This window comes from Chryseobacterium bernardetii, from assembly GCF_003815975.1.
In the GTDB taxonomy this organism is placed as follows: Bacteria; Bacteroidota; Bacteroidia; order Flavobacteriales; family Weeksellaceae; genus Chryseobacterium; species Chryseobacterium bernardetii.
Genome location: NZ_CP033932.1, coordinates 98,355 through 121,369, shown reverse-complemented (window position 1 = coordinate 121,369; position 23,015 = coordinate 98,355). Strand labels below are relative to the sequence as shown.

At 36.0% G+C, this 23,015-nt stretch carries 22 protein-coding genes; 20 read left to right on the top strand and 2 right to left on the bottom strand.

Going from position 1 to position 23,015, the window contains the following annotated elements:
- Positions 1 to 14 precede the first annotated feature (14 nt).
- The gene (locus EG339_RS00595; protein ID WP_123868403.1) at positions 15 to 1,487 is read right to left on the bottom strand and encodes a helix-turn-helix domain-containing protein; all 1,473 of its coding nucleotides are present in this window, start codon (positions 1,485 to 1,487) and stop codon (positions 15 to 17) included.
- 126 nt (positions 1,488 to 1,613) lie between these two features.
- Here EG339_RS00595 and aceB point away from each other — a divergent pair, with 126 nt between their 5' ends.
- From aceB to EG339_RS00545, 10 genes are all read left to right on the top strand, one after another.
- Complete coding sequence (aceB, locus tag EG339_RS00590) at positions 1,614 to 3,188, top strand: malate synthase A (protein WP_123868402.1); 1,575 nt, start codon at positions 1,614 to 1,616, stop codon at positions 3,186 to 3,188.
- 80 nt (positions 3,189 to 3,268) lie between these two features.
- Entirely contained in the window at positions 3,269 to 4,549 is a 1,281-nt protein-coding gene (gene aceA / locus EG339_RS00585) for an isocitrate lyase (RefSeq protein WP_123868401.1), read from the top strand.
- A gap of 200 nt (positions 4,550 to 4,749) precedes the next feature.
- The gene (locus tag EG339_RS00580; protein WP_123868400.1) at positions 4,750 to 5,316 is read left to right on the top strand and encodes an OmpH/Skp family outer membrane protein; all 567 of its coding nucleotides are present in this window, start codon (positions 4,750 to 4,752) and stop codon (positions 5,314 to 5,316) included.
- A gap of 119 nt (positions 5,317 to 5,435) precedes the next feature.
- The gene (locus EG339_RS00575) at positions 5,436 to 5,855 is read left to right on the top strand and encodes an acyl-CoA thioesterase (RefSeq protein ID WP_228459679.1); all 420 of its coding nucleotides are present in this window, start codon (positions 5,436 to 5,438) and stop codon (positions 5,853 to 5,855) included.
- A gap of 71 nt (positions 5,856 to 5,926) precedes the next feature.
- Positions 5,927 to 6,373, top strand: a complete 447-nt coding sequence (locus EG339_RS00570) for a 6-pyruvoyl trahydropterin synthase family protein (RefSeq protein WP_123868399.1) — start codon at positions 5,927 to 5,929, stop codon at positions 6,371 to 6,373.
- A 24-nt stretch (positions 6,374 to 6,397) separates the two neighbouring features.
- Positions 6,398 to 7,168: a UDP-2,3-diacylglucosamine diphosphatase gene (locus tag EG339_RS00565; protein WP_123868398.1), complete on the top strand. Its 771-nt coding sequence runs from the start codon at positions 6,398 to 6,400 to the stop codon at positions 7,166 to 7,168.
- 193 nt (positions 7,169 to 7,361) lie between these two features.
- Positions 7,362 to 8,354 carry a LuxE/PaaK family acyltransferase gene (locus EG339_RS00560; protein WP_123868397.1) on the top strand — a complete coding sequence of 331 codons (993 nt, stop codon included), beginning with the start codon at positions 7,362 to 7,364 and terminating at the stop codon, positions 8,352 to 8,354.
- An 80-nt stretch (positions 8,355 to 8,434) separates the two neighbouring features.
- A complete protein-coding gene (locus EG339_RS00555; protein ID WP_123868396.1) occupies positions 8,435 to 8,980 on the top strand; it encodes a hypothetical protein in 546 nt (181 codons plus the stop codon).
- A gap of 255 nt (positions 8,981 to 9,235) precedes the next feature.
- Entirely contained in the window at positions 9,236 to 9,763 is a 528-nt protein-coding gene (locus EG339_RS00550) for a helix-turn-helix domain-containing protein (RefSeq protein WP_123868395.1), read from the top strand.
- Positions 9,751 to 10,593 carry an IS3 family transposase gene (locus tag EG339_RS00545; RefSeq protein WP_123868394.1) on the top strand — a complete coding sequence of 281 codons (843 nt, stop codon included), beginning with the start codon at positions 9,751 to 9,753 and terminating at the stop codon, positions 10,591 to 10,593. Before EG339_RS00550 ends, EG339_RS00545 begins: the two co-directional genes overlap by 13 nt.
- Before the next feature lie 70 nt (positions 10,594 to 10,663).
- Here EG339_RS00545 and aqpZ read toward each other — a convergent pair whose 3' ends face one another.
- Positions 10,664 to 11,380: an aquaporin Z gene (aqpZ, locus tag EG339_RS00540; protein ID WP_123872590.1), complete on the bottom strand. Its 717-nt coding sequence runs from the start codon at positions 11,378 to 11,380 to the stop codon at positions 10,664 to 10,666.
- Between the two features lie 220 nt (positions 11,381 to 11,600).
- Here aqpZ and EG339_RS00535 point away from each other — a divergent pair, with 220 nt between their 5' ends.
- From EG339_RS00535 to EG339_RS00490, 10 genes are all read left to right on the top strand, one after another.
- Positions 11,601 to 12,221, top strand: coding sequence for a DUF5715 family protein (locus EG339_RS00535; protein WP_123868393.1), 621 nt, complete (start codon positions 11,601 to 11,603; stop codon positions 12,219 to 12,221).
- Between the two features lie 63 nt (positions 12,222 to 12,284).
- Positions 12,285 to 13,055 (top strand): hypothetical protein, encoded by a 771-nt coding sequence (locus EG339_RS00530; RefSeq protein WP_228459678.1) that lies wholly within the window; start codon positions 12,285 to 12,287, stop codon positions 13,053 to 13,055.
- A 17-nt stretch (positions 13,056 to 13,072) separates the two neighbouring features.
- Entirely contained in the window at positions 13,073 to 13,696 is a 624-nt protein-coding gene (locus tag EG339_RS00525) for a hypothetical protein (RefSeq protein ID WP_123868391.1), read from the top strand.
- 95 nt (positions 13,697 to 13,791) lie between these two features.
- Positions 13,792 to 14,478 carry a sensor histidine kinase gene (locus EG339_RS00520; protein WP_123868390.1) on the top strand — a complete coding sequence of 229 codons (687 nt, stop codon included), beginning with the start codon at positions 13,792 to 13,794 and terminating at the stop codon, positions 14,476 to 14,478.
- Positions 14,447 to 15,124, top strand: coding sequence for a response regulator transcription factor (locus EG339_RS00515; protein ID WP_123868389.1), 678 nt, complete (start codon positions 14,447 to 14,449; stop codon positions 15,122 to 15,124). The genes EG339_RS00520 and EG339_RS00515 overlap by 32 nt, the downstream gene beginning before the upstream one ends.
- A gap of 152 nt (positions 15,125 to 15,276) precedes the next feature.
- Positions 15,277 to 16,620, top strand: a complete 1,344-nt coding sequence (locus EG339_RS00510; protein WP_123868388.1) for a T6SS phospholipase effector Tle1-like catalytic domain-containing protein — start codon at positions 15,277 to 15,279, stop codon at positions 16,618 to 16,620.
- A 250-nt stretch (positions 16,621 to 16,870) separates the two neighbouring features.
- On the top strand, positions 16,871 to 17,608 hold the full coding sequence (locus tag EG339_RS00505) for a hypothetical protein (RefSeq protein ID WP_123868387.1): 738 nt from the start codon (positions 16,871 to 16,873) through the stop codon (positions 17,606 to 17,608).
- Positions 17,609 to 17,741: 133 nt separating this feature from the next.
- On the top strand, positions 17,742 to 19,670 hold the full coding sequence (locus EG339_RS00500; RefSeq protein ID WP_123868386.1) for an ABC-F family ATP-binding cassette domain-containing protein: 1,929 nt from the start codon (positions 17,742 to 17,744) through the stop codon (positions 19,668 to 19,670).
- 360 nt (positions 19,671 to 20,030) lie between these two features.
- Entirely contained in the window at positions 20,031 to 20,384 is a 354-nt protein-coding gene (locus tag EG339_RS00495) for a hypothetical protein (RefSeq protein WP_123868385.1), read from the top strand.
- A 234-nt stretch (positions 20,385 to 20,618) separates the two neighbouring features.
- The gene (locus tag EG339_RS00490; RefSeq protein ID WP_123868384.1) at positions 20,619 to 23,003 is read left to right on the top strand and encodes a TonB-dependent receptor; all 2,385 of its coding nucleotides are present in this window, start codon (positions 20,619 to 20,621) and stop codon (positions 23,001 to 23,003) included.
- Positions 23,004 to 23,015: the final 12 nt, after the last annotated feature.

The window sequence follows — 23,015 nt, the reverse complement described above, 5'->3', positions numbered from 1 at the left end:
TCAGATTCTCAAACTTAAAAATCTTTTTTTATCTTCTCTATGGCATTCTTCATGCTGAGGTTGAAATGCTCTTTTTCAAGTCGGACTGGAGGTGCCTGTCTTACCTCACAATCTGGAATGCTGCAGGATTCACAGGTTACTCCAACATTAATGGTTTCTAATGACGGAGATTTTATAAAACCTATTTTTTTAATCGTTTGTGGGTTTAGTAAAATTCCCAGGCAATAACTTCTGTTACTGCCGTCGGAGAAAGGGTTTTTCTGAGAAGTGGAAATAACCAGATAGCTTATTCCCTGGTCTTTATAATGAGAGATTTGAGCATCAGTCAGCGTTTCATTTTCCTTTAAATGATGAAGGTTTTTCACGGCAATCCATCTTCTGCAGTAATGTTCATTCATGGCATTGGCGTGGGGGGCCTGCTGGTGGTTAAGATGGAGCTCCTTAAGAATCTGAATCTTTTCTGAGCCTTTCTTTTTAACCAGGCATAAATAAAATAGATCCTTAATTCCCATCTCTGCAGAAAGAATGTTGGTTAAACGGTAATAAAAAGTTTCAGGAGAGTGTGTGAAACTGTTGATAAGGCTGGCAAAGTTGTCGGGTACCCATGTATTTTGCTGAAAAAATTCTGAGGTCTTTTCAATGGCTGATTCCTTTGAAATTAATAAAGCTCCCGCAAAATAAGATGCATAGAAATTATTGAGGATTTCTTCAAAACTCCCGAAGTCAAGCCAGGAATAGGTAGTAGGGCGAACTTTCAATTCCAGAACATTGAATCCGATTTCCTTAGCCATAATAAAAGTTTTCTGATCCTTCTCAAGCTTTTTGTTCAGAAGCAGTAATTTTTTCTCCGGAATAAACAAAGATCGCAGATTGTTCAGGGTACCATAGCGTTCAAAATCTTCAGATTGAATCGTATAGTCGAAATGCTCCTTAAGAATATTTTCAAGAATATCAGACTTTAAATTTTTATCAATTTGTAGATGATTTTCTTCGGTAAACTGGTTTACCTTATCTTCAATTTCCGGGAAGTAATTGTCATATAACTCCTGGAATGATCTCAAAACGGCAAAATAAAACCTTTCCTTTCCAAGATTGTAGTTCTGGGAAATTTCTATCAGCGCATTAATGAAAGCTGTTACCTTTTTAGGGGCATCGCTGATGATGCTGATAAGGTTATTCTTGTTAATTCCGAATAATTCCAAAGGAACTTCCTTGAAGAAATCAGACTGAAGGATTTCATTAAAAGGCGCGAGGCTTTTATCCAGTTTAGTAGAAACAAGATCGTCAAATGTGCAGGTCAGAGCCTCAGAAAGCTGAATGATTTTATCGTGTTTCGGATATTTCTTTCCGTTCTCAATTTCATTAAGATAAGATTTTGATAACCCGGTTTTTACTGCAAGGTCCTGCAGAGACCAGTTTTTCTTTTGTCTCTGCTGTTTCAGTTTTAGTCCGAAAACTGTTTTGATATAATCGCTTTCTGAATTCATTACTCAAATATAAATAATTAGATGCGATTATTCGCATAATAATTTTTAAATAAATTTAGCGAACGTTCGCTGTATGTGAAAATTTTTGTTTATGTTTGTAACATCAAGTCACAAAATCAATATGTTATGGAAACCAAGACTCAATTAAAAATTACAGCTCAGAAGCAGTTTGAAGAAATTTTCACTCCTGATTTGATAGATTTCCTTGTAGCGCTTCATCAGAATTTTAACAATAAAAGACTGGAACTTTTAGAAGAACGGAAAAAAACTCAGAAAGAATTTGACCAGGGAAATCTCCCAAAATTTCTTGAGGAGACAGAAGAAATCAGAAATGGAAATTGGGTATGTGCACCATTGCCGGAAGACTTACTGGACAGAAGAGTGGAAATTACAGGCCCGGTTGACCGTAAAATGATTATCAATGCTCTCAATTCAGGAGCTCTTACCTTCATGGCAGATTTTGAAGATAGCAGCTCACCAACCTGGCAAAACTGTATGGAGGGACAAATTAATCTTTCCGATGCAATTAACAGGACTATTGATTTTGTTAATGAAGAAGGGAAGGCATACAAGCTTAATGAAAAGACAGCTGTTTTATTGGTCCGCCCAAGAGGATTACATCTTCCTGAAAAACATATTAAGATTAATGGCGAAGAAGCATCAGGATCTTTGACTGATTTTGGAATTTATTTTTTCAGGAATGCAAAAAAGCTGTTGGAAAAGGGAAGTGGTCCATACTTCTATCTTCCAAAATTAGAACATTATAAAGAAGCAAGATGGTGGAATGAAGTATTTACCTTTGCTCAGGAATATCTGGGAATTCCACAGGGAACTGTTAAAGCAACTGTTTTAATAGAAACGATTACAGCCTCATTTCAGATTGATGAAATTTTATATGAATTAAAAGAGCATAGCTCCGGCCTGAACTGCGGAAGATGGGATTATATCTTTTCATATATCAAAAAATTCAGGAACCTTCCGGAATTTATCGTACCGGATAGAGATCAGGTAACTATGACTTCGCCCTTTATGAGCGCCTATTCAAAAAGAGTAATTGAAGGCTGTCATAAGAGAAATGTTCATGCTATGGGAGGAATGGCAGCTCAGATTCCTGTAAAAAATGATGATGAAGCCAATAATACCGCTTTTGAAAAAGTGAGAAGTGATAAAGAAAGAGAGGTGAAAAATGGTCATGACGGAACATGGGTAGCACACCCTGCATTGGTTTCGGTTGCTAAAGATATTTTTGATCAGCATATGCCTTCAAAAAACCAGATTGATAAAAAATTTGAATACAATATAGAGGAAAGTGACCTGCTTGAAATTCCAAAAGGAGATATTACAGAGAAAGGAGTGAGAAAAAATATCAATGTAGGAATTCTTTATCTCGAAAGTTGGCTGATGGGAACCGGTGCCGCTGCTATTTATAATCTGATGGAAGATGCTGCTACTGCTGAAATTTCAAGAACACAGATCTGGCAATGGCTGAAAAATGAAGCCGTATTAAGTGATGACAGAACATTAACCCGCAATATGGTTCTTCAGTGGGAATCTGAAGAAATGGAAAATATTGAAAAATATGTAGGAGAAGCCCGCTTTAAGAATGGAAAATTTAATCTGGCCAAAGAACTTTTCAATGAACTGATATTCTCGGAAAAGTTTGAAGAGTTTTTAACCTTAAAAGCCTATCCATTTATATAATTTAAGCTGAGAGTGAAAGTATTTGAAAGCTTTGAAATCCAATATCCTAACCATAACTGAACAAACAAAATCCAAATATTATGAAAACAAGACAAGAACAAATCCAGGCTTTAGAGCAAGATTGGCTGACAAATCCACGCTGGAATGGCGTAAAAAGACCTTATACAGCAGAAGAAGTGTTGAAACTTCGCGGTTCTTATAAAATTGACTATACTATTGCGACAGAAATGTCTAAGAAATTCTGGGAAAAATTAAATGCCCAGGATTATGTGGCGGGACTTGGTGCTTTAACAGGTAATCAAGCCGTGCAGGAGGTAGATGCAGGTTTAGAAGCAATCTATCTTTCAGGATGGCAGGTAGCAGCAGATGCCAACTTATCTGGAGAAATGTATCCGGATCAGTCTTTGTACCCTGCGAATTCAGTGCCTTCTGTAGTGAAAAAAATTAATAATGCTTTATTAAGGGCAGATCAGGTTCAGTCTGTAAGCGGAGCCGGCGATAAAGAATATCTTGTTCCTATTATTGCAGATGCTGAAGCAGGTTTTGGAGGAAATCTGAATGCATTTGAACTGATGAAGCAGATGATAGAAGCTGGTGCTGCTGCTGTACACTTTGAAGATCAGCTTTCTTCAGCTAAAAAGTGCGGACATTTAGGAGGAAAAGTATTAGTGCCTACCCAGGAGGCTGTCAATAAATTGATTGCAGCTCGTTTGGCAGCAGATGTATTGGGTGTTCCAAGTATTATTATTGCAAGAACAGATGCTGATGCAGCAGATTTATTAACTTCGGATATTGATGACAGAGATAAAAAATTTGTAACAGGAGAAAGAACTTCTGAAGGGTTTTATGTAGTTAAAAATGGTGTGGAGCAGGGAATAGACAGAGGATTGTCTTATGCACCCTATGCGGATCTGATCTGGATGGAAACTTCAAACCCGGATCTTGAACAGGCTAAAAGATTTGCTGATGGAATTCATGCACAGTTTCCTGGGAAAATGCTTGCTTATAACTGTTCACCTTCTTTCAACTGGGCAGCTAAATTAAGTGTGGAAGAAATGTCTTCTTTCCGAGAAGAACTGGCAAAAATGGGATATAAATTCCAGTTTATTACTCTGGCAGGATTCCACGCTCTGAATACAGCAATGTTTGAGCTGGCCTTGGCCTATAAAGAAAGAGGTATGGCCGGATATTCAGAACTTCAGGAACGTGAATTTGCTTTACAGCAAAAAGGATTCAGAGCAGTAAAACATCAGTCTTTTGTAGGAACAGGATACTTTGATGAGGTTCAGAATATTGTTACCAACGGATCTTCTGCTACTGTAGCAATGAAAGACTCTACAGAAACGGCACAGTTTCATTAAAATTCAGTTTTTTGCATTATACATATTTTCGAAGCTCTCCCAAGAACAAGGGAGAGCTTTATGTTAGTGGGAATTCTTTTAAATGATAAGATAAGGATTTCTATCTTCATTAAATCTAAAAAAAACAGAATGATTGTGAATGGAAAATTATACTATATTTGGACACTGAAAAAAGTGAATTAAAAAAATTATATATCATAATGAAACTAATTAAATTATTTTTTATTGCAGCAGGATTAACTTTAACTGCTAATACTGTAAATGCACAACAGAAAATTGGAAGTGTAAACACCGCAGATATTTTTGAAAATATGGCTGAAGTGAAATCAGCTGGGGATGCTGTTGATAACCTTACTAAATCTAAACAGACCGAAATTGATAAAGTTATCAGTGAATATCAGACCAAATTGACAGCAGCACAGGAAAAGGAAAAGACATTAACTACTGCTAATAAAGATGCTGTAACTAAAGAATTGGTTGCTGCACAGACAGAATTAGATAATCTGGGTAAAAAAATAGAAGACGCAAGAGCACAGGCTGCTAAGGAAATTTCTAATAAGCAAAATGAATTGTTTACTCCAATACAGCAAAAAGTAAAGGATGCTATTTATGCAGTATCTAAAGAAAAAGGTCTGAATTATGTATTCGATATTTCAGCGAGAGGCTCAAATCTTATCTATACTGAAGGAGGGGAGGATATTACTGAAGTGGTAAAAGCAAAACTGGGAGCTACTGCTAAACCGGCAGCAGGAAAAACTAAAAAATAAATTCAAGCTATTGAATATCATAAAACGGAATCAGACCCATCTGGTTCCGTTTTTTTTATACACTAAATATGAATTTTGTAGAGATAATCATGGGGAACCTTTTATTTTAAATCCTAAATTTGAGTAAATATTTCAATGAGATGAGTTTAGTGTATGAAAAACAGATCAAAGTAACGGAAGAGCATATTGATCAGAATAACCACGTCAATAATGTGCAATATGTACATTGGGTAGAAGAAGCAGCAGCTGAACATTGGGATCTTTTAAAACATAAAACAGAGTATGAGAATGATGTATGGATGCTGCTGGATCATCATATCCGTTACAAAAAACAAGTGTATCTGAATGATATAATCACAGTAAAAACTTACCCGCAGGTTCCGGAAGGAGCTAAGCAGCCAAGAAAAGTAGAGTTCTATTGTAATGATGAACTGGTGGTGGACTCAAGTACATTGTGGGTTCTGTTTGATACAGAAGCCAAAAAAATAAAAAGGCTGGAGAGTAATTGGCTGGAGAAATTAGCCGTGAAAATTAATTAAACCTTATTTGAAAATCATTGTAATAGAAACAGTCTTTTCTTTGTTAAGCGGTTTTGTCATATCTTTGCAATATGATACGTATTACAAAAATTTTTACATTCGAAACAGCCCACGTACTGTACAACTACGATGGGAAATGTAAAAATATGCATGGACATTCCTATAAGCTGTTTGTCACAGTAAAAGGAAAACCGATTAATGATATTGATAACCCTAAAAATGGGATGGTAGTTGATTTCGGAGATATCAAAAGTATCGTAAAATCTGAGATCGTAGACGTTTGGGATCACGCAGTGCTTTTAAATGCACTTACTCCCCATAAAGAACTGGGGGATGATCTTGAACAGAAAGGCCATAAAGTAATCTATTGCAGTTTTCAGCCAACCTGTGAAAATATGCTGTATGCCATTGCCGCTAAAATAAAATCAAGACTTCCGGAAGGTATTTCTCTCGCTTATCTTAAACTTCATGAGACAGAAAACTCTTATGGAGAATGGTTTGCAGAAGACAATAAGTAATAATTATCCCATAAAGCTCACAAGGTGTTAAAAACAACAATTAATTTAGAACCTGGTAAAAAAGTATACTTTGCTTCAGATCAGCATTTCGGTGCTCCTACTCCTAAAGAAAGTAAGGCACGTGAAGAAAGGTTTATACGATGGATGGATCAGATCAAGGAAGATGCACAGGTTTTATTTTTAATGGGTGACCTTTTTGACTTCTGGCATGAATGGAAACATGTTGTGCCTAAAGGATATGTTCGTGTTTTGGGGAAGATTGCAGAACTCAAAGACAGAGGAATCCATATTTATTTTTTTGTGGGAAACCATGATCTTTGGATGAAAGATTATCTTGAAGAAGAAATCGGTTGTACGGTTTTTTACCAGAAACAGTATTTTGAAATGGGTGGGAAGCAGTTTTTGCTCGCTCATGGAGATGGGCTCGGGCCGGGTGATAAAGGATATAAAAGAATGAAAAAAGTCTTTACCAATCCAATTGCACAGTGGTTTTTCAAATGGCTTCATCCGGATATTGCAATGAAAGTGGCTCTGTATCTTTCACAAAAAAATAAAATGATCTCCGGCGAAGAAGACAAAGCATTCTTAGGAGAGGATAAAGAATTTTTGATTATTTATTCCAAAGAAAAACTGAAAAACCAGCAGATTGATTATTTCGTATACGGACATCGTCATCTTCCTATGGTATTGGATTTAGGGCAAAATTCAAAATATATTAACCTGGGAGACTGGATTTCTTATTTTACCTATGGCGTCTTTGAAAAAGACTTTGAACTGAAAACTTTTGAGAAATAAAACAAAAAATTACCCCTAAAAAGAGGTAATTTGAGAATGAGTGGGGGACTCATTCTGTTTTTAATCCATATTCCGGTTAAGTACTTGCAAGAAGTTTACCAAAGTCAGATTCTGATATTAAAAAAACATTAAATAAAAATATTTTATCCCGATAATTACTTTATAATGAAGTAATAATAAGATTGAAAAAATTATGGAACCGAAAAATATATTCAACATACAAACTGAACAGGATTTCCTGGAGGCATCATTGAAAACATTTCGTTATCAGTATGAAAATGTTGAGATATATAGGAAGTTTGTAGATTTTCTGAACATCAGCCCGGATGAAGTGAACGATTTGTCTAAAATCCCTTTCCTGCCAATTGAAATGTTTAAGAATCACCAGATTCTGGATAAGAATGTAACTACAGAACTTTTTTTTCAGAGTTCCGGAACTACACAGATGAATCTTTCCAGGCATTTCATTGCAGATACAGGTTTATATGAAGAAAGTATTTACAAAAGCTTTGAACAATTCATTGGAAAGCCGGAGGATTTTATTTTCCTTGGGCTGCTTCCAAGTTACCTGGAAAGACAGAACTCTTCATTGATCTATATGGTAGATTATCTGATGAAGAAATCAGCAAAACCTGAAAACGGATACTTCCTTTACAATCATTCCGATCTTTTCAGTCTTTTAAACCAGTTACAGGATAAAAAAGTAATCCTTTTCGGAGTTTCTTTTGCTCTGTTAGATTTCCTAGACTACTGTCATTCCGAGAGAAGCGGGGAATCTCTAAATATTCTTGAAAACCTGATTGTTATTGAAACTGGTGGAATGAAAGGCCGAAAAGAAGAAATGACAAAAGATGAACTTCTGAAAATTTTGCAGAAAGGTTTCAGAACAGATAAGATCTACTCAGAGTATTCAATGACGGAATTGTTATCTCAGGCATATTCCCTTGGAAATAACGAATATCAATGTCCTAATTGGATGAGAGTTAAAATCAGAAATGCAGAAGATCCTTTTTCTTATGAAAAAGAAGGCAGAACAGGAGCTATCAACATCATTGATTTGGCCAATACCTATTCCTGCTCCTTTATTGCAACTCAGGATCTGGGCAAAATAGTAGGTGATAAATTTCAGGTACTAGGAAGAATAGACCATTCCGATATCCGGGGTTGTAGTTTATTGGTCAGTTAAAAGATTTGTAATCCGTAATGTTAGATTTCTTAAGGGTTGCTGAATCTCAATCTTAAAATTTCATATTCAAGCTCTGAATTATGCTCAAAATAGAAGAACTTGTTCACGCATACATCCATACACACTGCGATTTTGAAAAGGAACTCGTACTGACTAATTATTTCCAGGCAGATTGGGAAGCCGATATTCTCATTATTGATACGGAAGGAATGAGCCATGAAATTGAGATCAAGCTTTCGAAAAGTGATTTCAAAAACGATTTCAAAAAATCATATCTCAATAAAGATACAGGAGAAAAATTCCTGAAGCATGATAAAATTTCCTGTGGAGACTATGTCTGCAATGCTTTCAGTTTTCTGTTACCGATGGGAATGGTAGATTCAGTCCTTATTCCGGAGCATTGTGGTATCATTGAATTTTATCATAATGAAGATACCTGGGATACAGAGTTTTATATAGTTCGTCCACCCAGAAAACTTCATCAGGATTCTTACTGGAAGCTGAATGATAAAGACCTCTTCATCCGAAGAATGGCCTTGAATCTGCTTCAGCGTAAAATGGAAATCAAAGGGAAGCATGAAGAACTGATCTTCAAAAATCCTTTCGAACTTAAAAATAAAAAGTAATAGAAGTCATTTCTTCTGAACAGAATGAAACTGAAGAAAATATATTGACTTACAGGTTTCAAAAGTCTGTTAGACACTATTCCACATAACTACATAGTTCTTACTTATCAGCGACAAAGACACTCGCCTTTGACCTCAAAAAAAATAAAATCTTTCTGACAACTTTGCGTTAAAACACGGTCTTATAAAAACAAAAAAAAATCCCATCTATGGACTGCCCCCAAAAAGTTAGACACTTTTTAGGGGCATTTTTTTATGTATAGAAAAGAAAAATTTAGCGTTGCTTTCAAATTAGAATGTATTAACCTCCACAAAAATTCTCATCGTTCAATTGGATCTATAGCAACAGAGAAAGGATTTAACGAAAGTAATCTACGCAAGTGGATGGGCTTTTATAATAAGTACGGAATCTCGGGTTTACAACCAAGAAGAAATAAGATCTATTCTGTGAATTTCAAGGTTAAAGTTTTAAAAACTATCGAAATAGAACATATCTCACAAAGAGAAGCATGTATCCGATTTGATATCGCAGCTCAATCTACCGTGCTGAATTGGCAAAGGGATTACGAAAAAAGTGGTATTTTAGGATTAAAGAATAAACCTAAAGGAAGGCCCTGTATTATGAGTGATTACAAGCGTAAAAAAAGAAAGTCTGATAAGCCATTGACCAGAGAAGAAGAACTTTTATTGGAAAACGAAAGATTGCGAGCTGAAATTGATTTTCTAAAAAAGTTAGACGCCTTAACTCTCAAAAAGAACAAGCAGAGGCCATCGAAGGATTAAGGCGAAAATATAATCTGTCGCTCCTGCTGGATTGTACAGGTATGGCCAGAAGTAGTTTCTATTACCATCAGAAAGCTCTTAATAAAAAGGATAAGTATGGAAAAGTAAAAACTTTGATCAAACAGATTTATCATAGGCATAAAGGTCGATTTGGATACCGTCGTATTACTTTGATGATGAAACAGCAAGGAATTGTAATTAATCATAAAACGGTCTTAAGACTAATGAAGGCACTGGGATTGAAAAGTATCATTAGGGTTAAGAAATACAGATCTTACCGGGGAGAGCAAGGCAGGATAGCACCAAATATTCTGGAGAGGAACTTTAAGGCAGATCAGCCAAACAGAAAATGGGCCACTGATGTGACAGAGTTTAACGTATCAGGCAGTAAATTGTATCTTTCGCCGATAATTGACCTTTACAATGGCGAGATTATCAGTTATGATCTCTCGGAAAGGCCTGTCTTTGCGCAGGTTATGAATATGCTCAAAAAAGGGTTTAGAAAGATTAAGAATACTGAAAACCTCATTATCCACTCTGATCAAGGCTGGCAATATCAAATGAAAACCTATCAGCACATGTTAAAAGAAAAAGGCATTATCCAAAGTATGTCCCGCAAAGGAAACTGCCTTGATAATGCGGTAATAGAAAACTTCTTTGGAACTTTAAAATCTGAAATGTTCTATATTAAGAAATTTAAAACCATTGATGAACTCAAAAAAGAAATAAAGAAGTATATCAATTACTATAATAACGACAGAATAAGACTTAATCTAAAAGGAAAGAGTCCGGTACAGTACCGAACTCTTTCATATAATAATATTGTTTAATTTTGTCTAAACTTTTGGGTGCAGTCTACTATGACAGGATTTTATAATAATGTATTGTTCTGAAAATTAATTAGTCAGCTACTTCTGCAGTATCTCTCTGAAGTAAGAATTTGTAGATCAATCCACCTACAATTCCACCAAGAATTGGAGCTACCCAGAACAGCCAAAGTTGTGACATAGCCAGCCCGCCCGCAAAAACAGCCTGTGAAAGAGATCTTGCCGGGTTTACAGAAGTATTGGTAATTGGGATTGAGATCAGGTGAATCAAAGTAAGTGCAAGACCTATGGCAATACCTGCAAACTTTCCATTAGCCCATTTATCTGTAGCTCCCATAATAACGATAAGGAAGAAAGCCGTTAATAGGAACTCCGCAAGGAATGCTGCCCCCATGCTGAATGCTTTTCCGTTATAGACTGCTTCTCCATAAAAATTGGTAGCAAAAGCTCCCGGTGCAGAGAAGTCTACAGCTCCGGCTCCGTTAAGGATGGTGTATAAACATCCCGCTGCAACAATAGCCCCAAGACATTGCGCTACAATATAAGGGATAAGATCTTTCGCAGAAAATCTCCCTCCCGCTAAAAGCCCGAAAGAAACTGCCGGGTTAAAGTGCCCACCGGAGATATGGCCCACGGCATAAGCCATTGTAAGAACAGTAAGGCCGAAGGCTAGAGCAACCCCTAGAAGCCCGATGCCAATATCAGGAACACCAGCAGCAAAAACGGCGCTCCCGCAACCTCCGAAAACAAGCCAAAATGTGCCGAAAAATTCAGCAAAAAGTTTTTTTATCATATTGTTTATTTTTAAAATGTAACTCAAATGTAGAATTTATATCTTAAAGTAAAAAGTTAAAACTGAAAAATTATTTCAAAATTATAGGAATAAAAATTACAAATTCAACAAATTGGTTTGATGTTTGTTTGGGACTTATCGGGATACTGTTGTGATTGCTGTTGAATGAGCTAACATAATTGTTTTATCCTTCGTTAGTAATTTAAAGTGGTGGTTAATGAGAAAGTTTCTTTGTGTGGTCTTTGTACCTTTTATGTATAGTTTACATTATTCGCAGATGGCAAAAAAGGCCCTTCCCTGCTATGATCTTACAACTGTTTTAAAGGTTGAGCCTACTGCGCTTTACAAACCACACCTTGATGCCTCCAAAAGTTTTGGAGTACAATTACTGAAGGATTCTAAAACCGTACAAAAATATATTAATAAAGGAAAGTTCCATAAAATAAAGAAATCCGGAAAGGGATACCAGGTTCAGAGGCTTGATTACAGTAGAGCTTATATGGTTTCAAAAGCAAAAACCACTCTGGAAAATATCGGTTCGAGATTCAGTAAAGCAACAAAAGGAGCCACATTTACCGTTTCATCCATTACCCGGACACTGGAAGATCAATGCAGATTAAGAAGGGTAAATTCTAATGCATCATTGGGAATCAGCTCGCATAACTACGGAAATTCCTTTGACATCTCTTATGTAAGATTCAATAATGTTCTTAAATATAACCCGAAAATGGAAGTGGCTCTAGAAAAAGTTTTAAAACATTATGCAGATGCCGGTAGAATTTACTACATAAAAGAGAAACAGCAAAGCTGTTATCATATTACAGTGCGGAATTATTAATTAAATTCCTACTTGCACAGCATGTTTAGTTTGTATAATTTTATACAGCTAAAAACCATGCTTATGACAACATTAAACATTGTAGATTATTTACTTCCCGTAGAAGAGTGTAAAGCTGCTGTAGACGAATGGGAGCTTTGCCGTGGCAATTTTACCAGAATGAAAGATTTAATTCCTACCAATTATGTCTTTAATATTGCTGATGGCCCTCTCAGTTGGATGAAAAGCTATAGAGACTATCCTGAATTCTGCGCAGCAATGGGAATTTGGAAAGATCAGGTGATCCTGATTTTTTATCCCATGAACGAAAAGGGAGACAGAATAGATCAAAGAGAATATCCTTACAGCGTTCTTACTGAGCTTGATGAAGATTTAAAACTTCAGGAAATTCAGGAGTATACTATTGTTAAAAATGCTATTCTTTCCAAGGGACTTCAAAAAGTAGAGCAAAATTCAGATATGGCTTTTCCTATATCCAATAAGCCTACCCTGGATCAGGACATTGCTATAGAAGCTATTGAGACCTGGAGAGAATCTGGAATGGATTGGTTTTATAAAGAACATGAGGAATCCAAAGGATTGGGAATTTTTAAAAGATTTTACGTGCCTACAGCAGATCTATGTCTTTCTGATGAAGGGCTGAGAGCAATTAAATGTTCCTTCGGGCTTAAATACAATAAAGTATACGGAAAAATGTTGGTAACTCTAATCTTCATTTCTTTCTATGAAGATCTTCAAAACTCACAACGTGCACAAACCATTTCCAATATGTATGACTGGGCAAAACCATGTCCGCCTATCTGCCGTATACCTGGAATGGAGGGTGAATTTTAAAATAATACCCTGAAAGAGTGGCAGATCTTTATAAGACGATTTTATTCCTGAACTATGGATTGCTTCTTACCGTTATAGTGTTGGGAGCTGTTAAACACCGCATATTAAATCCTAAAGAAAAGCAGTATTTTTATTGTATTGCTTTTCTGTTCTTTATTGAACTGTTGAATCTGGCACTGCCTTATGTTTTCAGGCTTGATGATACCTCATTTCTCTATCCGTTCTACATTGGCGGAGAGTTTTTCTTACTGACCGGTTTATTTATCAGAAAGCTGGATTGGCCCAAATACCTTTTGGGATTGGGAGGCATAATTGCAGCGGGTTTCATGATCTCGAAATACGGGTTTGATTATCCTGCTAATGCCGATATTGCAAAGGTTGTTTCCAATATAATAATTATCTGTCTATCTGGTATTACATTAATAAGTGAGATCAAAAAAACATCTGTTCAGAACCGTTTTCTTTGGGTAGATGCCAGTATTTTTTTCTATTATTCCGTGTCAGTTTTCATTTTCGTTATCCAGCATCAGATTGTTAACCTTTCAGAAAATAATTATTATTTACTTTTCACGGCCAATAATATTTTATCCAGTATTCTGTACTGTTCACTTTTATATACTTTTATCCGATTAAAGAAGTAACCTTAAATATCAACCTTTTGATCCTTATAATTGTTACCATAGCAATTATAGTATCCTTTATCATGTTTGCTTACAGGGCTTTTATAAGCAGGATTATGAAAGAGAAAAATGCACAGCATGAGGCAGAAGTTCTTCATCAGAAAAAGCTGGTGTTAGAGAACATCAAAGCACAGGAAGAAGAAAGAAAAAGAATTGCCGTGATGATTCATGATGATATAGGAAACAGATTGAATATTCTTTCCTTATGGCTTAATAATCTGGATACAAAAGGTGATGAGGTGATTAAAAAAAATATCCACAGTCAGATGTCTTCACTGGTTGATGCTGCCAGGGGTATTTCCCACTCATTATATCCTGTTAATCTGGAATCGGTGGGGCTGGTTTTGTATACAGAGGAGCTCATTGCGAATCTTTCCCATAAGATTAATATTTCCCTGCAGGTAATGCCCGGATATGAAAAGAAGGATATCTTTGTGGAAGTACAGCTGTATCGTATTATTCAGGAATTTACCACCAATGTAATCAAGCATTCTAATGCCACAGATTTGTGGATTTATATAAAAGATTATCCGCAGAACATGGCCGTTGTTATTTCTGATAACGGACAGGGGTTTGAGTATGAAGAAGTAAAAAAAGGCATGGGAATCAAAAATATTGAATCCAGGATCAAGTCTATGAATGCCATTCATAAATGGAAAAAATCTTTTTTAAATAAAGGAAGTCGTTTAATTATTAAAATTCCGAAATATCATGAGTTCCCAAATCAAAATAGCACTGATTGATGATGAACAGCTGATCCTTGAAGGGGTAAAAATGCTGCTGTCTAATGAAAAAAACATATCCGTATGCCTTACCGCAGATAACGGACCTGATTTTATAGAATATCTGGGAAGGCTTTCAGGAAAAGAGTTTCCAGATATTGCTCTGGTAGATGTTCAGATGAAGCCTATGAATGGTTTTGAACTGGTGGAAATTCTTAAAGAAAAATATCCCGATCTTAAAATCATTATTCTTTCTTCCCATTATAAAACATCTATCCTGGGATATATGGTTAAACTGGGGGTTTCAGCTTTCCTTCCTAAAAATTCAGATAAGAAAACATTTATCGAAGCCATTACAATGGTTCATAAAAACGGAGTCTTTTTTACCGCTGAAGACCATCAGATGTTGTTTACCTATATGAATAGCTCTGCCAAGAAAAATTCTCTCTTTGAGACCGAAGATGAATTATCCGAAAGAGAAAAAGATGTTGTAAAACTGATCTGCCAGGAATTTACCAACAATGAAATAGGAGAAAAACTTTTCATCAGCCCCAGAACTGTTGAAAGCCACAGGCAGCGTATCCTCGAAAAAATTGGAGCTAAAAACACGGTGGGAATAGTTATTTATGCCATTGTGAACAATATCTACTCTCTTGAAAAAATATAATTTGATTCCGTAGAAATACGGAATTTTTTATTTGGTACTTTCCACTCTAGCCAGACTGCACTTTCTTCCGTTATTTTGAAATATCTCTTTTAGGGATTTTAATAAAAACATAAATGAACAGAGAAGATCTGTAATAAAAAATTAACAAAAGAATGAATGGCAGTAGAGTGATTTCCGTCGGAATTTTCTTTGACGGCACGGGAAATAATGGAATAAATGCACTTTCATCAGATAAACCGCTGAATAATAACGAAAGCTATCATGGTGCATTTACCAATATCTATAAATTGTATAAAGCATTTACCGGTAATGAGAAAATATACATTGAAGGAATAGGAACCGTTTCAGGAGGGGAAGACAGCAATTTTGCAATGACCACATGTGCGAACCCGCCTTATGGAAAAGGATACTCATCAGATGATAAACTTCAGAAAGCTGAAAGTTTTGTAGAGAAAACTATTGAAGGGGGAGACTGTGAGTATCATTTTTACCTGTATGGCTTTGGAAGAGGAGGAATGCTGGCCAGAACTTTTAGCCATTGGTTATTTTCAAATTATCCTTTTACTAAGATCAGAGTAAAGTTTTTGGGAGTTTTTGATACGGTAGAATCAAAACCATTTAATACCTATGATCTGAGTGTAGCCCATCAGGTAGAAAACGGGCTTCATATCTGTGCAATGAACGAATGCAGATTCTTTTTTCCGCTGACAGGCTTTTTTGAAAATTCAAAAATGATGCAGGATTACAAATTCCGGAACAATGCTTCCGTGTGGAAAGAGATTTTTGTTCCGGGTGCTCATGCCGATATCGGTGGTGGCTATCTGGAAGGACCGCAATCCGTATATATATCTACAGATTTCGCCAATACAGATGACCTGCTTAATTATATCCAAAATATAAGAAACGGAAAAACAGATATTGAAGGAAATAAAGTATGGGACACCTTACTTTCAAAATTCGGAGTGGAAAGAAAGGATGCCTTTTCTAAAGCCTATGTGTGCAGAGATAAAGTTTACAATGAACTTTCAAAACTCTATGGGAAACTGATGTTGCACGAAACCAATGCAATTTCTCCCGTCTTTATATCAGGAAAAGATTTTGAAACAGATTATCACAGACACCCTGAATTAGAAGGTTTGTATACCGAAATGCTGGCTTATATAAAAGAGCTTTCGGCAAGTAGAAAACCAGTTTATAATTACAGTAAACTTGCTGATTATATTCATATTTCAGCCAATTTCGGACTTTGTCACAGTGGTTTGTCAAAACGGTCAGAATATGAAATGAATGTTGAACTTCTCAACAATGGATTGAATGTTTCAAGCAGTACTATTGTAGATCAGAAAAGCCATGCGAGACTTTCTGCTGAACTCCATCTTCCTGAAGACACCTTCCTAACCGATTTTCTATATGGAACAAGTGTTCCTAATAATGATATCTGGACTCGTTCAATTATCAGGACTCCGGCAACAAAGCTGGATAAAATCAATAATTAGGGTTACTCCTTATTTAGTTTTAAATTTTAGGTTAGGGAACATTTTAAGTAATGTTCCCTTTTACTTTTAATGTACATGATTCAATTGGGTATAACTACTGAATTTTATATTTGGTATTTTATACTCTAGCTTTTAATTCTTAGTTCCTGTTACTTTGATCCGTTTATAATATGATGCTTCATAATAAATAGGAACAGAGCAGATTTTTAAACCTTAATATAAAAATGAAATAACACCAAATATAGAAACAATGGAAAAAACACTTATCCAAAAAACAGGAACTGTAACGTATCAAATTGAATTTGATTTTACATCAGATGAACAACGGGAAATATTGCAATATCTTCAGGTTAATAATTACAGATTATTAGGATATAAAGGAGCAGTCGGAATCAATCAGGTTTTTTCGGGGGTGCCTGTTTGGTTTTCTATACCTTATGATAATGTATTTGGATTGTTAGAAATTGATTGTGAGCCCAGATACAAAGTCTATGTTTTCAATAAAGCAGATGTCAGCGTCAATACTACAATTATAATGCAGGCATTATCAGATGAAATTCCTTTAGGAGCAAGGGTGGAGTTTAATTCAGATGGCTCTTTTCGCACAGTTGCAGGCGGCACGGAAGGAGAGATCACTGTACAGAATAACAGACCACCGGGCACTCCACCTGTAACAATAGGACTGGCAGCAAAAGTAAACGGACAATATCAGCCTTTCTGTGCCTTTATATGTAACTCACAGGGAAACGTAAGTATGAGGCCTAATGAAAGGATAATTTTGTTTGCCTCTCAGACCAATATGACCTCCGGTTCAATAACAGGCCATACTACAAATTCCGGATGTAGCTTTATGTTCAGTACTCAGAATATAAATTATAATTTACGGATGCTCCCAACAACTCATGGAATTACACATGTTCCCGGGGCACCTCCTGTAATGCCTGTGTCTTCAGGAACATCATTGGTCCCTATTCTTAATAATTTTTAAAATAAATTCTGTTGGAAGAATCATTCTGTAAAACTGATCATTTTGGTCAGTTTTTTTATTTCTGGGCTATTCATTTCTTTTTCCGTATTTTTGCCCCCGGAAATTCATTATTCATTACTAATTATTAATTAAGATGCTTTCGGTTCAAAGTTTAGGATTACATCATTCAGGAAATTATTTATTTCAAAACGTCAATTTCACTATCAAAAAGGATGATAAGGTAGGGCTCGTAGGAAAAAACGGAGCGGGAAAATCTACTTTATTGAAAATGCTGTCCGGAGAAATTAATTTCTACGAAGGAGAAGTTGTAACAGAAGGAAGTATTACCATTGGTTTCCTGAAGCAGGACCTTGATTTTGTAAAAGGAAGAACGGTTTGGGACGAAACCATGCAGGCTTTTGAGCAGATTAACGCATGGAAAAACGAGCTTGAGGAGGTTAACCACCAAATGGCAACAAGAACAGATTACGAAAGTGATTCCTACACGGATTTAATTAATAAAATGACCGAGCTGAATGACCTTTTAATGAACCATGATGCCTACAATCTGGAAGGTGATATGGAAAAAGTGTTATTTGGTTTAGGATTTAAAGCTGATGATTTTCAAAAGATCACCGATGAGTTTTCAGGAGGATGGAGAATGAGAATCGAACTGGCAAAGCTGCTTCTTCAAAAGAATGACATTATGCTTCTCGATGAGCCTACCAACCACCTGGATATGGAATCTATTATCTGGCTTGAAAACTTCCTTAAAGATTATCCGGGAGCCATTGTTCTGGTGAGTCACGATAAACAGTTTATGACAGCCGTTTGTAACCGGACTTTTGATATCAACAATAGGAAAGTTGACGATTATAAAGCCAACTACACTAAATATCTTATAATGCGTGAAGACCGCCGTGAAAAACTGATTCAGGCTAAAAAGAATCAGGATGCGGAAATTAAGCAGATGGAAGATAATATTAATAAGTTCCGTGCAAGTGCTACTAAAGCCTCTTTTGCACAGTCGCTTATTAAAAAACTGGACAAAATTGAACGTATTGAAGTGGATAATGAAGACGTTTCAAAATTCAATATCCGTTTCGTGCAGTCTATGGTTCCGGGGAAAGTGATTTTTGAAGCTGTAAATCTTGGAAAAGCTTACGGTCAGAAGCAGATCTTTGACAACGTGGACTTCATTGTTCAGAGAGGAGACAGAATTGCACTTTTAGGACAAAACGGACAGGGGAAAACAACATTAGCTAAAATTTTAGCAGGAGATATTAAAGATTATTCCGGAAGCTGGAATCTGGGACACAATGTAAACATCGGATATTTTGCCCAGAATCAGGAAGAGGTTTTAACCCCTAACAAAACAGTTCTTGAAGAAGCAGAAGATGCCGCTACAGAAGAAACAAGACCTAGGGTAAGAGATTTATTAGGATCTTTCCTGTTTCAGGGAGATGCAGTAACAAAGAAAACAAAAGTGCTTTCCGGAGGAGAAAGAAACCGTCTGGCACTTTGTAAACTATTGCTTCGTCCTTTCAACACGCTGATTATGGACGAACCTACCAACCACCTTGATATTCAGTCTAAGGAGATCATTAAGCTAGCGTTACAGAATTTTGAAGGTACATTGATTGTAATTTCTCACGACAGGGAATTCCTTCAGGGACTGTGTGATAAGATCTATGAATTCCGCGACGGGAAAATGAAAGAATTCCTGGGCGATATCAACGAATATCTTGAGTACAGACAGAAAGAAAGCATCAGGGAAATCTCTGCGGAAAAGGCGAAATTGCATGGTGATGTGAAGGAAGAACCTAAAAAAGTAGAAGAGAAACCAGTTGTTAGTACCAGTCAGACATCTAATATCATCAGTAAAGAACAGAAAAATATTCAAAATAAAATCAAGAAAGTAGAAGAAAAAATTTCCGAACTTGAAGTTAAAGTAGAAGAAATGGAAGCTTCATTTGCTAAAGAAAACCCTTCCGATGAAACTTTAGAAAAATACAATAAAGCTAAAGAAGAACTGGACAACGCTTTGCAGGAATGGGAATACTTAGGAACCCAACTTGATTAATAGGAAATACTAAAATTCGGGATCTGGAATACAGGTCCCGAATTTTTTTTACCTGATATTGAGGCCATCATAATCAATAATTACCCATTTGTATCTTAACTAAGAAGCTCGCAAAAACATCTCTAAATGGGAACTTTTCGCTCGTAAAGGGGTAATACTCAGCAAATGAAAACTAATAACAACATGGCTGAATGGAATGGCCCTTCGAACAGAAATACACAGAATAACTTTCAATTTTTCCTTTGCGTTTCTTAGCGCTAAAGAATCAAAAAATGGATCTGATTTGAATTTAAGGTAAATAATAGTAACACCAAACCAAAATTAACACGAAGTATTAAATTATTTTCATAATTTTGAATCATGATTAAAGAAAGCAGAAACTTAAAAGTATTTATCTCCAGGCTGTTGTTTGGAGTATACTTCATCGCGATGCTTTCTCAGAGCTTTCACCATCACGAATCTGTAGATTATTTTAAAGCATTTAACTTTAAAAAAGTCGAAAATTCTGTAACGAAAGCCATTACTAAAGAGAAAGCGGGTGACTGTCTGGCCTGCCACTTTTTGGTGACCGGGCACACATTAGCTCCTGAAGAATTCAGCTTTAGCTTTGAGCATTATACGCACGAAGTAAAGCAGATGATCGCTATTCAGGAAAAAATCTGGTCTCAGACCAAATTTACCTTTCAGCTTCGCGGACCTCCCGCAATTTCCTAATCATCACATTCTTATTGGGTTTAAAGTTCGATGTTTGATGTTCAAAGTTTAAAGTTGTTGGAAATCATTTGATAATGATTATTATTAACGATTTCAGGGACTAACTTTCATTAATACATTTTACTTTTTACATTGTACAATGTACAGTTTACAAAACAAACCCTTCCCATAATTTTTAACGAAAAATGTACCTTATTGAAATTAAAAAAGGGTACGCAATCAATCTATTTTACAATGAAATTGATATATTGCCTGTTGCTGATCTTTTGCGGATCGGTATTTACAAGTGCACAGAAAACTTATACTGTACAAGGAACCGTTCAGGATTTTCATGATAAAACCATGCTGGAGAATGCAGTGGTGAAAATCGGTAATCTTACGGCAAAAACAGATAAAAGAGGAGTTTTTTCCTTTAATAAAGTCCCTGCAGGGAAGTATACACTCATTGCAAAACATCCTGATTGCAATGATTATACTGAAAATATAGGAGTTGATCAGGATCTTCATATTACCATTACTTTAGAACATCATAGTAATGATATTGAAACCATTACAATACATGGAAATCATAAAAATAATGGTTCGCTGGTTATTAAAACAGTCAGTAAATCTGATATAGAGAAAAATTCTACAGATAACCTGGGGAATTTATTATCTAAAATTTCAGGAGTAACGGCTTTGAAAACCGGAAATAATATCTCAAAACCTGTTATCCATGGTCTTTATGGAAGCCGTATCAGTATTTTAAATAACGGAGTACGATTGGCTGAGCAGGAATGGGGTGTAGAACACGCTCCCAATGTTGATATCAATAATTTTCAGCATATTGACGTTATTAAAGGAGCATCTGCCCTGAAATATGGTGGTGATGCTGTAGGTGGAGTTGTAGTGATGGAACCTGAAATTTTCCCTAAAAAGGATACCATTAAAGGATCAGTAGGACTTACCGGGATTTCCAATGGAAGAGGTTTGGGAATAGATGTAGATGTTGCAAAGACCTGGAAAAATGGCTGGGCTGTCAAATCAGGAGGAAGCATCAAAAAACTGGGCGATCAAAGTGCTCCTGATTATAACCTGAAAAATACAGGGATGGATTTTTCATCTTTCAATTTTACTGTTCAGAATAATACCTTTGACAGGGGAATTTCATTTGATTATTATCTGACTAATCAGAATATTGGGATTTTAAGAGATTCGCATGTTTCTACATCCGAGGATTATCAAAGAGCAATGAATGCCAATCCTCCCGTTTATTCAGGGAAGTTCAGTTATGATATTGATAACCCGAGACAGGTTATTGAGCATCATATTGCCAAGGTTTCCGCATTCAAAAGGTTTGAAAATATCGGGAAACTGTCAGCAACATACAGCTATCAGTATAACCACAGACAGGAATATGATATCAGAAGAGGAGAACTGAAAGATACTCCGGCTCTTGACCTGGAATTAATGACACACCAGTTTAATATCAACGATCTGATAGAAAGAGGAAAGTGGTCTTTGGAAACAGGAATTGATGCTGGTTTTCAGAATAATTATTCAGATCCTGCGACAAAAGCAAGACGTCTGATCCCGAATTATGATAAATATTCTGCAGGAGCTTATTCCATTTTCAAATATAAAATTTCGCCTGAATTCAATTTTGAGGCAGGAGCAAGATATGATTTCACCCGTTATGATGTTACCAAATGGTATGATGTAAGTGACTGGGAGAAATCTTATGCAGATACTTATCCACAATTCTATGTGAAAACAGATCAGAATAGAGTGCTGACAAGACCACAGCTTAATTACAACAATATTTCCTTCAATGCAGGTTTGGAATATCGTCCCAACGCCAGCTTTGATCTGAAATTTAATTATGCAAAAGTGGGAAGAGCCCCTAATGTGGCTGAATTATTTTCAGATGGCTTGCACCACTCCGCAGGAGTAATCGAAACCGGAGATCTGAGTCTGAAAAATGAGCAGGGACATCAGTTTAATCTGAACATTGATTCAAAATTCAATGTGCTGAAAGGATTGAATGTTTCCGTAAACCCTTATTTCTTCATCACGAAAAATTTCATTAATGAAGTTCCTGTAGGAATTAAGGGAACGATCAGAGGTGTTTTTCAGGAATGGGAATACCAGCAGATAGATGCAAAAATGTATGGAGTGGATTTAGATGTTAACTGGAAACTTACAGATGACCTAACGTATGTAGGAAAAGGAAGTTATGTATATGGACAGGATGATACAAACAATGAACCGTTGATTCTAATGATGCCTCCTAATTTTTCCAATGCACTGCAATTTAAAAAAGAAAAATGGAATGACTTCTATTTCACTGTTGAAAATCAAACATTTTTAAAACAAACCAGATTCCCGATCCGTAATGTGCCATTGGAACTTTATGAAAATGGTGAGCTGGTAGATAAAACGCTGGACATCAGTACTCCGCCAAACGGATATTCACTTTGGAATATCCAGACGGGAATCAATATCAGCAAAAACTTTTCTGCAGGACTTATCGTGAACAATCTCTTCAATACTTCATACAGAGAGTATCTGAACCGTCTGAGATTCTTTGCTAATGAGCCTGGAAGAAACTTTATTTTAAGCCTTAGATATAAATTCTAAAGAGCTTATCAA